Source organism: Salmonella sp. NW38 (genome assembly GCF_051807745.1).
In the GTDB taxonomy this organism is placed as follows: Bacteria; Pseudomonadota; Gammaproteobacteria; order Enterobacterales; family Enterobacteriaceae; genus Salmonella; species Salmonella enterica.
Genome location: NZ_JAMMTO010000007.1, coordinates 55,945 through 70,171, shown reverse-complemented (window position 1 = coordinate 70,171; position 14,227 = coordinate 55,945). Strand labels below are relative to the sequence as shown.

The window sequence follows — 14,227 nt, the reverse complement described above, 5'->3', positions numbered from 1 at the left end:
CCGCGATTATTTCGCGAGTCCGAAGGCTTTCGCCTGTTCACGGTAATCAGTAACCTGTTTTTTCACGTAGTCATCGAGCTGCTGGCCGGTCATGTCGAACTCAAACAGGCCGCGCAGATCGCGCTGCTTTTTAAACTCGTCGGTTTGCTGGAGCTTCTTGAAGGTATCCACCCACCACTGGTAATCGGCATCGCTGACTTTGGGCCCAACGTAGAAGCCGCGAATAATCGGCCACACCAGGTCGTAGCCCTGTTCTTTAGCGGTAGGGATATTGGCAAGCTGGCCCGGCAGACGATTTTCTGAAAAGACGGCAAGCACGCGGATTTTGTCGCCGCCCAGATAAGGCACCATTTCACTGAGATCGCCGGAGACAACCTGAACATGGTTGCCCATTAATGCCGTCACCGGCTCGCCGCCGCCCTCAAAGGCAACGTAGCGCATCTTGTGCGGGTCGACGTTCGCCTTTTGCGCCAGCAACGCCGACTTCATCCAGTCCTGGCTGCCAATAGAGGCGCCAGCGCCAATGACCACGCTGTTGGGATCTTTTTCCATCGCCGTCATCAGATCTTTCAGCGTTTTCCACGGGGAATCCGCACGCACGGCGATCATGCCGTAATCAGTGCCCACGCTTGCCAGCCAGCGCACATCATCCACGCCGTAGCGACCAAATTTCCCCTGCGACAGGTTGAGCAGCGAACCGCCGGAAAAGGCGACCACAGTCCCGGGTTCGCCAGGGCGTTGGGCGACTATCGCGTTATAGGCCACAGCGCCGACGCCGCCGGGCATATACGTTACCCGCATGGGTTTCTCGATAGCGCCAGTCTCCAGCAAACTCACCTGAATCAGCTTACAGGTAAGGTCGAAACCGCCGCCAGGTTTGGCTGGTGCGATACATTCCGTTCGCGACGGCGCCTCCTGCGCCAGAACAGAGGTACTCATTAATAAAATGCTTGCAGTAAGGGTACGAAGTAATTGTTTTTTCATTTTTTATCCTCACGCCGGACGTCCGGATTTTTCAGGTTCGGAAGAAGATTTTTGTGATTATGTGAGCCGACATGTAGCAGTTCGGTTGCGTGATTGTTAAAACAATAACCTTTCAATTCCCTTTCAATGCGGCAGAAACTTTACAGGATGTGATATGCGTCTCTTATTGGCGGAAGATAACCGTGAGCTGGCTCACTGGCTGGAGAAAGCGCTGGTGCAAAACGGCTTTGCCGTGGACTGCGTATTTGACGGCCTGGCGGCTGACCATCTTCTGCACAGTGAAATGTACGCGCTGGCGGTGCTGGATATCAATATGCCGGGAATGGATGGACTGGAGGTGGTGCAACGGCTGCGTAAACGCGGTCAGACCTTGCCCGTTTTGCTGCTCACGGCGCGAAGCGCGGTGGCGGATCGCGTAAAAGGTCTCAACGTCGGCGCGGATGACTATCTGCCGAAACCCTTTGAACTGGAAGAGCTGGATGCCCGTTTACGGGCCTTGCTCCGACGCAGCGCTGGGCAGGTTCATGAAGTTCAGCAACTGGGGGAATTGATCTTTCATGATGAAGGGTATTTTCTGTTACAGGGACAGCCGTTAGCGCTGACGCCGCGTGAGCAGGCGCTCTTAACCGTATTGATGTACCGACGAACGCGGCCGGTTTCGCGTCAGCAGCTTTTTGAACAGGTGTTCAGCCTGAACGATGAGGTAAGCCCTGAAAGCATCGAACTTTATATTCATCGACTGCGTAAAAAACTCCAGGGAAGCGATGTACGAATTACGACGCTGCGCGGCCTGGGTTATGTGCTGGAGCGCGGCGATGAAGTGGGTTAAGCCGCAATCGTTGTACCTGCAACTCTTGCTGTTCCTGGGGTTGCCGCTGATTCTGCTATGGGGGCTGTCGGCGTTTAACAGCTATGTCAATGCGCTACAGGCCGCCACTCAGGCTTATGATCGTACGTTGCTCTCCTCGGCGCGAACGGTATCGGAACGGCTGGTGGTGCGCAATAACCATCTGGAAGTTAACGTGCCCTGGGTGGTGCTGGATAGCTTCGAGCTTAATATGAATGATCGACTCTATTACAAAGTCGTCGACCCTTCCGGAAAGGTCATTTCCGGTTATGACGATCTGCCCGCCATGCCGCCCGCTACGCCTCGTACCCGGCTTTATCCGGCGCTGGCGTGGTTCTATCATACCGAGTATCGCGGCGAGGCGATCCGCGTGGCGCGTTTGCTACAGCCGATCAACGAAGGCGGCATTATCGGCATGGCGGAGATTTATGTCGCAGAGACGCTGCAGTCCCGTCGTTATCTGGCGGGCCAACTGCTGTTCTCTTCCTGGATCTCACAGGGGCTGCTGGTGTTGCTGACCCTGGTGCTGGTTGGCTGGTTATTACGCCGGATCCTGCGCCCTATGCGTCAACTTTCGTCATTAATGGTACGCCGCGAACCGGGTCTGCTAACGCCGCTGCCGGAACTGCTGCCGTGGTCGGAAACACGCTTGTTAATCGTGGCGTTTAATCGCTACATTGACAGGCTCCGCGGCATCCTCTCCCGGCAGGAACGCTTTAGCGCCGATGCTTCTCACCAGTTAAAAACGCCGCTGGCGGTGTTAAAAACGCAGGCGGCGGTGGCGTTAGCCAGCCAGCACCCTCATCACTGGTACGAAAGTCTGCAGGCGATGAGCGTAACGCTGGATAGCACCATTCAGCTCACGGAAAGATTGTTGCAACTTTCTGCGGTAAAGCATAAAGAGCAGGGCGAGCGGCGTTTTTCCCCGGTCAATCTGTACGATATCGTACAGAGCGGCTGCTTTACCCGCCTGGCGCAGGCGCGGAGTAAACATATCGACCTGGGCTACGAAGGCGAACAGGAAGCGATGTGGATCGAGGGGGATGAGGTACTGCTTAGCGAGCTGTGCGGAAACTTGCTGGATAATGCGCTGAAATACACGCCTGAGCAAGGCATCGTCACCGCGCGGCTTGAACGGGATAGTGATGCCGTGACGCTGGTTGTCGAAGATAGCGGCCCCGGTATTGATGATGAACACATCCATCTGGCGCTACAGCCGTTCCACCGGCTCGATAATGTAGGAAATGTGGCCGGGGCGGGCATTGGTCTGGCTTTGGTCAATGATATCGCACGCCTGCACCGTACTCATCCCCATTTTTCCCGTAGCGAAGCGTTGGGAGGGTTATACGTTCGGATACGCTTTTTAAGCCTTGTTCCGCAGTAATGCGCACAAATGTGTCAGCGGTAAAGCACGTTTACAAAAAGTCGCATCTTGAGGTGTGACGTTTTAATCAAATGATCATACATTCCCCCTACAAACCGTAGCGTTAATTAAAAATATAGTGGGTGCAGGGGCATGAATAATCATACTAAACGACGGGGAATAGCATTAACCGTCTTTCTTGTTGGGGTTAACATCCTGGCCTGGATTTGGGCGTTCTGTGTTTTTCATCACCATGCCGTCATGCTAAGCGCAGCCATACTGGCGTATAGCTTTGGGCTGCGTCATGCGGTTGATGCCGATCATATCGCAGCCATCGATACCGTCACCCGTAAACTGATGCAGCAGGGTAAAACGCCTTTAGGCGTGGGGGCGTTTTTTTCATTGGGTCATTCGACCATTGTCGTTCTGGCATGTCTGGCGATTGTTGTGACGTCGATGGCATTTCGCGATCGTATTGATGTTTTGCATCAATATGGTTCGTTGATTGGTACGGCTGTTTCCGCTTTTTTTCTGCTGGCGATGGCCCTGCTTAACCTGTTTATTTTGTTCAACGTCTGGCGGCAATTTCGCTCGGTTACCCGCGGCGAGTCAGTGAGGGCGCATGACGAGGCGATACCTGGCGGGCTGATGACGCGTATATTTCAGCGTACGTTTCGTTTGGTCACTTCCAGTTGGCATATGTATTTTGTCGGTTTTCTGTTTGGTCTGGGATTTGATACCGCAACCGAGGTTGGGTTGCTGGGCATTTCCGCTTCAGCAGCTAACCAGGGGCTATCTCTCTGGTCGATGATGATTTTTCCTGTGCTGTTTACCGCCGGGATGGCGCTGGTGGATTCCCTGGATAACTTTGTCATGGTCGGCGCTTACGGTTGGGCTTTCTCGCATCCATTACGTAAGCTTTATTATAATATGACCATTACCGCCGCATCTGTCATTGTCGCGCTGGCGATTGGCGGGCTTGAGGCGCTGGGGTTGATTGATGATGCGTTACAGTTAAGCGGAACATTTTGGCAGACCGTAAGCACGCTTAACGATCATATGGGGAATGTGGGCTTCTGGGTAGTGGGCGCTTTTGTGCTATTCTGGCTGCTCTCGTTGTTGAATTATCGCTGGCGCGGCTATGATAAAATCACCCTCAATACCTGATTGATTTCTGTAAAAATAACATTTCGGCAGTGGTGTCATATCATTGCCGAAGCATTTTATCTCCTGAGAGTATATTCTTCCCGGTAAGTGCGTTATTTTTCATGCTTGCCTTTCGTTATCAATTTAAGCAATCCGATATAACATACAATACCAAAAATAATAATAACAGTTGTATACCCAAGAATCAGCCAGTCTGCATGTGTCATAATATAATCCAGTTATCAGGTATCCCGTGTTAAGGCGATCTTTAAGCCTGTTGTCAGCAAGAACCACTGTACCCGTTCAGTGCTGTTGACAATAACGTATTGTTTATGCACAAGAGCGTTGTTACAAATAACGTATGCATTGAGCATAGACCCCACCCGCATTTTTGTAATGCCATAAAGCAAGGCTACACCTTTAATCTACTGACGGTATGCCAGGCCAGAAGAGATAAAATGGTGGTTGTCATCATCATCTGTTCCTGACGCCAGGTTAATGACACACACATATGAAAATGTATAACCGCTGCACGCTTTTTAGCACGTTATCTGTAACATACCGTGTTAATCAATTCCATAAAACCGAGTATAGTGTAAGTGAATTTCGAGTAATTGTCATTATGATTATATGGTGGTTAACTTATTTTTTAAATTCTGATTAAATTTTAGTTTTTTATCAGTTCATCAGGATTTATGAAAAATCTGGACGTAAAAAACATATTTACGTCCAGGCTTTCTTTTTAGCAAATCGATTTCCCGGTAAAATAGGGGGTCGACCACATGCGCTTATATTCCCATTCAGGCTTTAGTATGCCGATGGAAAAAAGTAATTTTTTTTGTCTTTCCTGGCAGTAATTTCTGGCGCGGCTAATATTTAGCCACATTAGTATGCTGCCGGGACTGAGTGGCCTGCACTCATTTTTAATTGCACCATTAGATACGTCAAAGTAGACGTTCATCTGGCTTTCAGATTTCAATACGATATCAAATGCACAGGGTATCCCTTCAATATAAAGAATATGCCCAAACAGAAGGTGATGCAGTTGACTAAAAAAGTTGGCAAGGTTATCAGCGGGATAGCAGGATGAAGTATTGCCGAAACGAGACCGAAATAACTCGATAAAAATATGAGTCAGTTCATCAGAAGAACAATCAGCAACGCTTTTTACACTTCCGCCTTTTTTAAGAAATCGCTGATATTCATTACGGCGTGTTTTTTCAAACTTAGAAGAGAACGCTTCTTTGACCAGACAATTTTGTTTTTTTCTGGTGAGTTTCCATATGGCATTGCGTATTTGTGGCTGATGTAACGCCGAAAGTCGGTTAGTACGATCGGGTAAGAAGCAGCGTAAATCTGGTGCCATCGGAATAAGTATCTCGTCTGACGATAGCGGGAAGGTTCTGCGCGTCAGGATGCCAATATTCTGATCATTACAAATAAAGTAGGCGCCTTTAATCTTATCATCTTCTTCATAGTGGAAGAATTTAAAATGCCAGTTATGGCGCTTCATAAAATAATCAACAATATCTGGGTGCATATTGATACTACCGCCGTATTGCGCAAACACCTCCCGGTATAGGGTAAAGGAAGACGGCTGCCAGCGGGTTAATATACGCTTAACTTCTTGTATTTTCACCAAAACTCCTGACTTGGCTTACTGAAAATTCTATTTTGTATTATTTTTTTGCTTAACCAAATAAAAATGTGACAAATGTTTAGCTTGTATTTAATGGTTAACATGCTAATCGATGACGTTATGGTGAAGGGAATAAGATTAAGATGTTGATCATAGCATGAGTGAAAGCGACGGTTTAATGCCGCGCTATTCACTCGCAAGCCATTCTGTATTTAATCATTCAGTAGCGATACAGATTTCAAAGAGATCCGCTGAACGGTAGCAGGATCTGCACATCCGCGTATGAAATAGTTCTACCGGGAGAGGCTGTTAACCTCTTGTATTATTGTATCCAGAATATGATAGCGTTTCCGATACTCTGCGCGTTTTTTGCTGGGGATACTTTCAGGAGCTTTACGCATCACCTGTGATGGCAGATGATATAAGGCACCTTTCTTAACGCCGTTTAGCGACTCCCAGAATTCACTATAGCTGGCCACAAAAGTTTTTTTCTTCTGGAATAAGTACCTGAGTTGACGATAAACATGGTTGTTTTCACTTACCGCATAAATCTCGTCGACATTACAGGCCTGCATCAATGTCGCAAATGCTTCATACAGCATCCGTTTAGGAAAGAGACCGTAACAATCTTTGGTGGCGTTACGTATGACTTGTGGGCCGATATGTTTACTGGGCCCTTGTAACCCGGCAACCAGCGCTATTTGCTTCCCTTCATGGCGGATAAAGGAAAATGATAAACGTGCCAACGGCGTATCATTGAAGCACAGCGTTAATGTCAGCTCACCTTCTCTGTCATAGCCACAGGGACCGCAGTAGATATCTACCAGAGCACCGTTTTTTCCTTCCAGGTGAGCGAGTAAGATTTGTTCCTCGGACAGAAGGATCTTTTTAATTTTACTTTCCGGAAAGGACTGAACGAACTGGTAGTGTTCCAGAATAGCTCTTGCCCGGCAACGTATGCTAAGCCCGGTATACAAATAGGGCCGCTGGATTTTTGCCGGCAATAGGGGACGATGAATGATCAGCGTTCTGGGCTGAGACAGATGGCATAATTCATTGAAGTATTTAATTGTCGTAACGGGGTTAATAAGGCAACGTAATACAAATTTATAGCGAAACTTACGCTCTCCCCAGCGTTTATGGCGATAAGGCGTCTGCGCCATGACTTCTTTTAACATTAATAATGGATTATATCTTTCCATATCACTTTGCTGCATCGTCATACTACGTCCCTACTACTCGATAGACTTATAACCGAGACGGTAGCCTGATTGAGTTAAACGTAAAGGCAACGAAGAAGGCCTGTACAGACGACGTTGTTAAACAGTTTATCAATGGCAGCAATAAAACGCCTGAACACGCTTTTTAATAGATTTTCTGCTAATGAGTGGGATGAGTCCTGAACGTAGTATTAAAACGAATGCCGTGTTTATTATTTTAAATAATGTTTATACTCTAAATAATTCGAGTTGCAGGAAGGCGGCAAGCGAGCGAATCCCCAGGAGCTTACTAAAGTAAGTGACTGGGGTGAGGGAACGCAGCCGCAGCACATGCAACTTGAAGTATGACGAGTATAAGCCAATATATTTATTTGGCTGGTATTGTGTAAGTCAGACAGCAAAGCGTCGTGATGCGTGATTATGTAACCAGACGCAAAGGGGGTATTCACCTTATCTCTAAATGCAAATCTATATGATAAATTTTATCATGTACTATGTTGCTCTCTGGGAGAAAATATTATGCAGCGTTCACTCGGTAGTCTGGCCGGTATGGCTACATCTGCTTTTGGCGCGGGGACTTATGCTGCTATGCGGCAAGCCACCTCTCCCAAAACTATTCTGGAACATATCATTAACTTTTTTACCTGTGGTGGGGTACGTCGGAGAAATGAAACACAGTATAAGGAATTGATAGAGGTTATGGCTGATACATTGAATAGTTCAATGCCTGGCAGAGGTGCTCCGTTGCCAGAAAACATTATACTGGAGGATATGGGCGGGTGTCGTGTCGAATTTAATCTTCCTGGTGAGAATAACGAAGCTGGACAAGTTATTGTACGAGTCAGTAAAGGCGACCATTCTGAGATGAGAGAAATTCCGCTTGCCTCTTTTGAAAAAATATGTCGAGCTTTACTATTCAGAACCGAGTTTTCTCTCCCTCAGGATTCTGTAATATTAACTGCCCAGGGAGGCATGAATCTTAAAGGCGCTGTCCTTCCCGGAGCAAATCTGACGGCAGAAAATTTATGTGACGCAGACTTAAGCGGCGCAAATCTATCGGGAGCATTATTAGGCAACAGTAACTTAACGAACGCCTGTCTGGAAGATACTATTATGTGTGGCGCTATCCTCGATCACGCTAATCTTACTGGCGCCAATTTACAACACGCGAGTCTGTTAGGCTGTAGCATGGTAGAATGTAATTGTTCCGGTGCGAATATGAATCACGCTAATGTTTCAGGCGCAAACCTTATACTTGCCGATATGAGCGGTGCGACATTAAAGGGTGCTACTATAATGGCTACTGATATGGAAGGCGCTGTCTTAACCCGGGCAAACCTGCAAAAGGCGAGTTTCATTTCTACTAACCTGGGCGAGGTTGATTTGTCCGAGGCTAATTTAAAAAATACCAGTTTTAAAGATTGTACACTAACCGGTTCATGTACCGAAGACGCCACAATGTCTACAAGTACACAAGCACTTTTTAACGAATTTTATAGTGAAGATATTTAGTCCTTTTTGACGTAAATCGAAAATAAAAGCAATGTAAGAATAACAATCTGCTACTGAATAGTAGCTGAGAGTTAATTATTTACAGTATCTTTTATTATTACAGGGGTATGCGACGGTAAAAATATCTGAATAACCATTTCTATTTTCTCAAGTAGAACTTCCAACTAAAGCGAATTGTTTGAAAAGGAAAACGTTATGCCTGGATGTATAAGTGCCTGTTCGTGCGTTGCCAGCTCGACGCCTCTTGATCCTAAGACCCCCACTGCGCCTAAGTGGATAGAGTTAAAAGGTTATTGTGTTACATGTAATAGTCAGGAGGATATTCGTCCACTTAAAGAGGGTGAACCAAAGCAAAAAATGACACCCAGGGAGTTAGTGCTGTTACGAGGTCTTTTAAAAGACCTGGGGGTAACACAACATCCCTGGCAAGACCCGACAGTAAAACCCACTAACTGTGGGTTGCCATTTTTCCCGGTAGATCATGGAGAACGAGAAACCGATGTTTGATGGTTTTCAGTCTGCAAAGCGCCTGATAAATATTACCAGGCGCTTTGTATTTTGGCGCCAACATCACTTTCATCATCAAATATCGAATGGCTACAATCGTATCCGATCCCACCATTACCCAGACGGAAAGTCTCTGGCAAACTGTAAGAACGGTTCGCCGTCGGCAGGGAAGCGGCGGTGAACCCTGAACCGCGCTATACCATCTTACCTGGGTGTTTCTTATGATTAACGATTTGAAAAATAGTTTTATTTCCTCTATTCCTGTTTTGTAAAACCTCCGTTCAGTAGGCGCATTCTGCCACCTCTCCCGGATTTACTGGCAAAGCGGAGCCCGGACAGAGAGTCATATTGCAAAATCCCATTTCCGTTTTCTTATTACCAGATTTTTGCGGTCGAAAGATTGCCTTTTTCTCAATTGAATGATAATTATTATCATTAGCATATGATAATAATTACTATATAGACGTAACCTGGCAAGGATGTGAGCTTGAGGGCAACAGCGCTACTTTAGACATTATTTAGGGAATGGGTATGAGAGTTAATAAGTTCCTCTGGTTAATAACCGTGGTTTCTACAGGGGTTAATAGTCCATTATCAGCAGCAGAATCTACTGACGACAACGGCGAAACGATGGTGGTTGAATCCACTGCCGAGCAAGTATTAAAGCAACAGCCGGGCGTTTCGATTATTACTCGTGACGATATTCAGAAGAATCCTCCCGTTAACGATCTTGCCGATATTATTCGTAAGATGCCTGGGGTTAATCTTACCGGCAATAGCGCCTCGGGGACGCGCGGAAATAACCGACAAATTGATATTCGTGGTATGGGGCCAGAAAATACCTTAGTGCTGATTGACGGCGTGCCGGTGACGTCGCGAAATTCGGTTCGCTATAGCTGGCGCGGAGAACGCGACACCCGTGGCGATACGAACTGGGTGCCGCCGGAGATGGTAGAACGTATTGAAGTGATCCGTGGGCCCGCCGCCGCGCGCTATGGCTCCGGTGCCGCTGGCGGGGTGGTGAATATCATCACCAAACGCCCCACTAATGACTGGCACGGCTCGCTGTCGCTCTATACCAACCAGCCGGAAAGCAGCAAAGAAGGTGACACCCGGCGGGGTAACTTTAGCCTTAGCGGCCCGTTGGCTGGAGATACGTTGACGATGCGCCTGTACGGTAATCTCAACAGAACCGATGCCGACAGCTGGGATATTAACTCCTCCGCCGGTACCAAGAATGCCGCCGGACGGGAGGGGGTCACCAATAAAGATATTAATAGCGTCTTCTCATGGAAAATGACCCCGCAGCAAATCCTTGATTTTGAAGCGGGATACAGTCGGCAGGGGAATATCTATGCCGGCGATACGCAAAACAGTACTTCAAACGCGGTTACCAGAAGTCTCGCGCAGTCCGGGCGGGAGACCAATCGCCTGTACCGGCAGAATTACGGTCTAACTCATAACGGCATCTGGGACTGGGGGCAAAGCCGCCTGGGGTTCTACTATGAAAAAACCGATAATACCCGCATGAATGAGGGGCTCTCCGGCGGCGGCGAGGGGCGTATTACCAACGACCAGACGTTCACCACTAACCGCCTGACCTCGTATCGCACCAGCGGCGAGGTGAATGTCCCGGTGATATGGCTATTTGAGCAAACGCTCACCGTCGGCGCGGAGTGGAACCGCGATGAGCTGAACGATCCTTCCTCTACCAGTCTGACGGTTAAGGATAGCAATATCGCCGGGATTCCCGGTTCGGCGGCTAACCGTAGCAGCAAAAATAAATCGGAAATCAGTGCGCTGTACGTTGAAGATAATATCGAACCCATGGCCGGTACCAATATTATTCCGGGTCTGCGTTTTGACTATTTGAGCGAATCCGGGAGTAATTTTAGTCCCAGTCTTAACCTTTCCCAGGAGTTAGGTGAATACGTCAAGGTGAAAGCCGGTATTGCCCGGGCCTTTAAGGCACCGAACTTGTATCAAACCAGTGAGGGGTATTTACTCTATTCGAAAGGCAACGGTTGTCCAAAAGATATTACGTCGGGCGGCTGTTACCTGGTCGGTAATAAGAATCTCGATCCTGAAATTAGTATCAATAAAGAGATTGGGCTGGAATTTACCGTAGACGATTACCACGCAAGCGTCACGTATTTCCGTAACGATTATCAGAATAAGATTGTCGCAGGTGATAAAATTATTGGCAGAAGCGCATCTGGCGCTTATGTATTGCAGTGGCAGAACGGCGGTAAAGCGCTGATTGAAGGTATTGAAGCCAGCATGGCTGTTCCGCTGATGCCGGACCGTCTGAACTGGAATACCAATGCGACTTATATGATCGCTTCTGAGCAAAAAGATACCGGCAATCCCTTATCGATAATCCCGAAATATACGGTGAATACCTTCCTCGACTGGACTATTACCAGCGCGCTCTCCGCTAACGTCAACTGGACGTTATACGGCAAGCAAAAACCGCGAACACATGCGGAGTCGCGTAGTGAAGAGACCAAAGGATTGTCCGGGAAAGCGCTGGGGGCTTACTCACTGGTCGGCGCTAACGTTAATTACGATATCAATAAGAACCTGCGTCTTAATGTCGGTATCAGCAATATCTTCGATAAACAGATCTATCGCTCCGCCGAAGGGGCAAATACCTATAACGAACCGGGTCGGGCTTATTATGCCGGTGTGACGGCCTCGTTTTGATGGATTATGCCCGCCGCTGGCGGGCATAATCTGGCGGCGGGTTAATGGCAGCGTGGTTTTTGGCTTGCCGGTTCGCGACTGATATCCAGCAATGCACTGCGAAAAGAGGCGTTAAACATGGGCCCGTGGCCCAGGCCCGGGTAATGCTGCAGGGCCGCGTTAACGCCGTTGTTCTCAAGCGTTCTCACGGTCTCCTGAACTTTTTGCAGGAGCTCGGCCATCTGGCGTTGCCTGCTATCCCCATTCGACGCTGAACCTTCCATTATGATGAGTTTTTTATGGCAGAACGGCGACGGCTTCACTGTCGTAAGACGATTCAACAGGGCAAAGTTATCCCTGCTGAGTGACGGGCTGGCGCTGTAATAGATATGAAAGAAGGATGACGACAGCCAGGAGTCCAAAACGAACAGGCCGCCATAAGAATGTCCCCATACCCCGCGCCGTTCGGAGTTGATGGTTATTCCTTGTTCCACCTGCGGCGCGATATGTCTCTCCAGTAGCTGGCGGAACGCTGGCCCGCCGCCGGTTTTACGATGAAAACGCGGGTTATTTTCACTGTCATCGCGATCGATTCCCGGCGCCGGCGTATAGTCATAAGCTCTGCCGTTAAGATCAAACGGCAGGTTAGTCTGATAGCCAATCGCCACAATCACCGGCGGCGAGTGGTCTGCCAGTTGTTTGAGCAACGCCTCCGGCAGCCTGTCCATCACTGCGTTGCCGTCCAGCATATATAAGACAGGATAACCCGACGGCGGGGCGGCTTTATTGGGAATAGCGGTCCATACCCGGTAATGTCTTGCGCCATCGGCAGATTGAAAGTCATTGACCCTAAAATGGTAATATCCCGAACCTTTATCAGCGATATTCGGCCCTAATGGCTGCATATCCGGCTGCGCATAACTCAGCGCGCTAAAACAAAAACTCACTAAAAATAGCGCCATGCGATAGCACTTGTTGTGGTACTGGCGACCATACATCGGATGTGATTCCTTTTTGGCAGGTGAAGTTTTATCGGGGCAGTAGACGTAATCCGTCAATCAGCGCGCCGCGCCACCAGGCATAATCGTGACCGCCGGTGTACACGCTGCAATGGCTTTCGACGCCGGCGGCGCGCAATTTTTCATGCAACTGTTTGACCTGCGGGACCGTCGAACCTTCCAGCGATCCCACGCACAGATGCGTACGTACGGCTGGCGAGGGCGCGGATAACACATGTTCGCTGACCCATGAGCGCTCTTCTGCGCTGAAATGGTCCGGGCGATTGCGGTTGTCCGGCGTCCACCACATTGAGGGGGAGTGGCTCAGCACCAGGCCGAAGCTCTCTGGCGCGTGGCGGGCCGCCATCAGCGCGGTCACGCCGCCGAGGCTTTGCCCTGCCAGCACCGTTTGTGTACGGTCCGCCCACCGCCGTTCCGGGTATTTGGCGCGAAGGGTTGGCAGCAGGCGTTCGGCAATGTCGAGCACCAGCTCGCGGCGACCGCCGAGGATTGCGACGCGTTCACGCGCGTTGATGTTATCAATGCCGAGTACGGCCACCGGCGCGATGCGTCCGCTGCGGATGGCAGCGTCAATGGCGGCACTTACCCCAAGATGGTCGAACCAGATCTCGCCATCCGTGAGTACCAGTAAGCCCAGCGGTTGTACGACAGGAACGTCAGGAAGATACAGCCGCACACGGCGACGTTGTCCGGCGAGCCGATGTTCTGAGGTGAAAAGCTGCCCGGCGTAAGCGCGACAGCCTGACCACTCCTCCTGTGCCGGGGCATGATCCAGCGCCAGAACGGATTCCTGCGCATTGCCCCGAACATTTATTCCCGGCGTGCTGTTCAGCGGGTCCGCCTTCCCGACAAGGGAGGCGAAACGGCTTCCAAGCTGCAACACCGTCTCGTCCGGGGTTTCCGGTGGTATTTCGACCATCGTATAGGAACCGCAGTAGGACGCCGGTAAGCGAAGCGTCAGATGCCAGATATCCGTTGTGGGCAGTTGCGTCATCATACCTTTCGCCACATTATCTTTATCGGTGACACGGTTCAGGCGGACATAAACCCCCCGCAGAGGAGAGGCGGCACGCCACAGGAAGGTGACTTCCCGTTCATCGTCTGCGTCGTTAATGGCTGTCACCAGCGGCAGCGCGAGCGAGTTTGCTTCTCGCCAGAAGTGAGAAGCGTCAACCTGGCTTCCGGCGGCGAGTTGGCGGCGAAGGCGCGTAGCGGTCTGTATAGCGACAGGAGCGACGGGCGGGCTCAGTCTCATTTTCTGTATTCCATCTCATTTATATTTCGGTCAGTATCAATAGCTAAAGC

11 protein-coding genes are annotated in these 14,227 nt (G+C 49.4%); 6 read left to right on the top strand and 5 right to left on the bottom strand.

The window, feature by feature from the left end; genetic code table 11:
* Positions 1–6 precede the first annotated feature (6 nt).
* Entirely contained in the window at positions 7–984 is a 978-nt protein-coding gene (locus NA624_RS13570; protein WP_000744413.1) for a Bug family tripartite tricarboxylate transporter substrate binding protein, read from the bottom strand.
* A 154-nt stretch (positions 985–1,138) separates the two neighbouring features.
* Here NA624_RS13570 and tctD point away from each other — a divergent pair, with 154 nt between their 5' ends.
* The 3 genes from tctD (at position 1,139) to NA624_RS13555 (ending at position 4,361) form a co-directional block, all read left to right on the top strand.
* The gene (gene tctD / locus NA624_RS13565; protein ID WP_001237934.1) at positions 1,139–1,813 is read left to right on the top strand and encodes a transcriptional regulator TctD; all 675 of its coding nucleotides are present in this window, start codon (positions 1,139–1,141) and stop codon (positions 1,811–1,813) included.
* A complete protein-coding gene (locus NA624_RS13560) occupies positions 1,800–3,215 on the top strand; it encodes a sensor histidine kinase (RefSeq protein WP_000872335.1) in 1,416 nt (471 codons plus the stop codon). Before tctD ends, NA624_RS13560 begins: the two co-directional genes overlap by 14 nt.
* 132 nt (positions 3,216–3,347) lie before the next feature.
* Complete coding sequence (locus NA624_RS13555) at positions 3,348–4,361, top strand: HoxN/HupN/NixA family nickel/cobalt transporter (RefSeq protein WP_001059351.1); 1,014 nt, start codon at positions 3,348–3,350, stop codon at positions 4,359–4,361.
* 721 nt (positions 4,362–5,082) lie between these two features.
* Here NA624_RS13555 and NA624_RS13550 read toward each other — a convergent pair.
* Together NA624_RS13550 and NA624_RS13545 are read right to left on the bottom strand one after the other, a co-directional pair.
* Positions 5,083–5,979, bottom strand: a complete 897-nt coding sequence (locus tag NA624_RS13550; protein ID WP_000701508.1) for an antimicrobial resistance protein Mig-14 — start codon at positions 5,977–5,979, stop codon at positions 5,083–5,085.
* Positions 5,980–6,272: 293 nt separating this feature from the next.
* Positions 6,273–7,202, bottom strand: a complete 930-nt coding sequence (locus NA624_RS13545) for a VirK family antimicrobial peptide resistance protein (RefSeq protein WP_000178742.1) — start codon at positions 7,200–7,202, stop codon at positions 6,273–6,275.
* Positions 7,203–7,718: 516 nt separating this feature from the next.
* Here NA624_RS13545 and pipB2 point away from each other — a divergent pair.
* The 3 genes from pipB2 (at position 7,719) to NA624_RS13530 (ending at position 11,924) form a co-directional block, all read left to right on the top strand.
* Positions 7,719–8,711, top strand: coding sequence for a type III secretion system effector PipB2 (pipB2, locus tag NA624_RS13540; protein ID WP_001189823.1), 993 nt, complete (start codon positions 7,719–7,721; stop codon positions 8,709–8,711).
* 174 nt (positions 8,712–8,885) lie between these two features.
* Positions 8,886–9,218 carry a hypothetical protein gene (locus NA624_RS13535; RefSeq protein ID WP_077905812.1) on the top strand — a complete coding sequence of 111 codons (333 nt, stop codon included), beginning with the start codon at positions 8,886–8,888 and terminating at the stop codon, positions 9,216–9,218.
* A 531-nt stretch (positions 9,219–9,749) separates the two neighbouring features.
* On the top strand, positions 9,750–11,924 hold the full coding sequence (locus NA624_RS13530; RefSeq protein ID WP_001549936.1) for a TonB-dependent siderophore receptor: 2,175 nt from the start codon (positions 9,750–9,752) through the stop codon (positions 11,922–11,924).
* A 41-nt stretch (positions 11,925–11,965) separates the two neighbouring features.
* On the opposite strand, the gene NA624_RS13525 is transcribed toward NA624_RS13530, so the two are convergent.
* Both NA624_RS13525 and NA624_RS13520 read right to left on the bottom strand, forming a co-directional pair.
* Positions 11,966–12,901, bottom strand: a complete 936-nt coding sequence (locus NA624_RS13525) for an alpha/beta hydrolase (protein WP_000274357.1) — start codon at positions 12,899–12,901, stop codon at positions 11,966–11,968.
* 31 nt (positions 12,902–12,932) lie between these two features.
* Entirely contained in the window at positions 12,933–14,177 is a 1,245-nt protein-coding gene (locus NA624_RS13520) for an esterase family protein (protein WP_001239929.1), read from the bottom strand.
* Between the last annotated feature and the right edge of the window lie 50 nt (positions 14,178–14,227).

Coding starts and splice junctions, on each gene's coding strand:
- NA624_RS13545 (WP_000178742.1), bottom strand. CDS start 7,202: ATGACGATGCAGCAAAGTGATATGGAAAGATATAATCCATTATTAATG.
- NA624_RS13555 (WP_001059351.1), top strand. CDS start 3,348: ATGAATAATCATACTAAACGACGGGGAATAGCATTAACCGTCTTTCTT.
- NA624_RS13520 (WP_001239929.1), bottom strand. CDS start 14,177: ATGAGACTGAGCCCGCCCGTCGCTCCTGTCGCTATACAGACCGCTACG.
- NA624_RS13525 (WP_000274357.1), bottom strand. CDS start 12,901: ATGTATGGTCGCCAGTACCACAACAAGTGCTATCGCATGGCGCTATTT.
- NA624_RS13530 (WP_001549936.1), top strand. CDS start 9,750: ATGAGAGTTAATAAGTTCCTCTGGTTAATAACCGTGGTTTCTACAGGG.
- tctD (WP_001237934.1), top strand. CDS start 1,139: ATGCGTCTCTTATTGGCGGAAGATAACCGTGAGCTGGCTCACTGGCTG.
- NA624_RS13570 (WP_000744413.1), bottom strand. CDS start 984: ATGAAAAAACAATTACTTCGTACCCTTACTGCAAGCATTTTATTAATG.
- NA624_RS13560 (WP_000872335.1), top strand. CDS start 1,800: ATGAAGTGGGTTAAGCCGCAATCGTTGTACCTGCAACTCTTGCTGTTC.
- pipB2 (WP_001189823.1), top strand. CDS start 7,719: ATGCAGCGTTCACTCGGTAGTCTGGCCGGTATGGCTACATCTGCTTTT.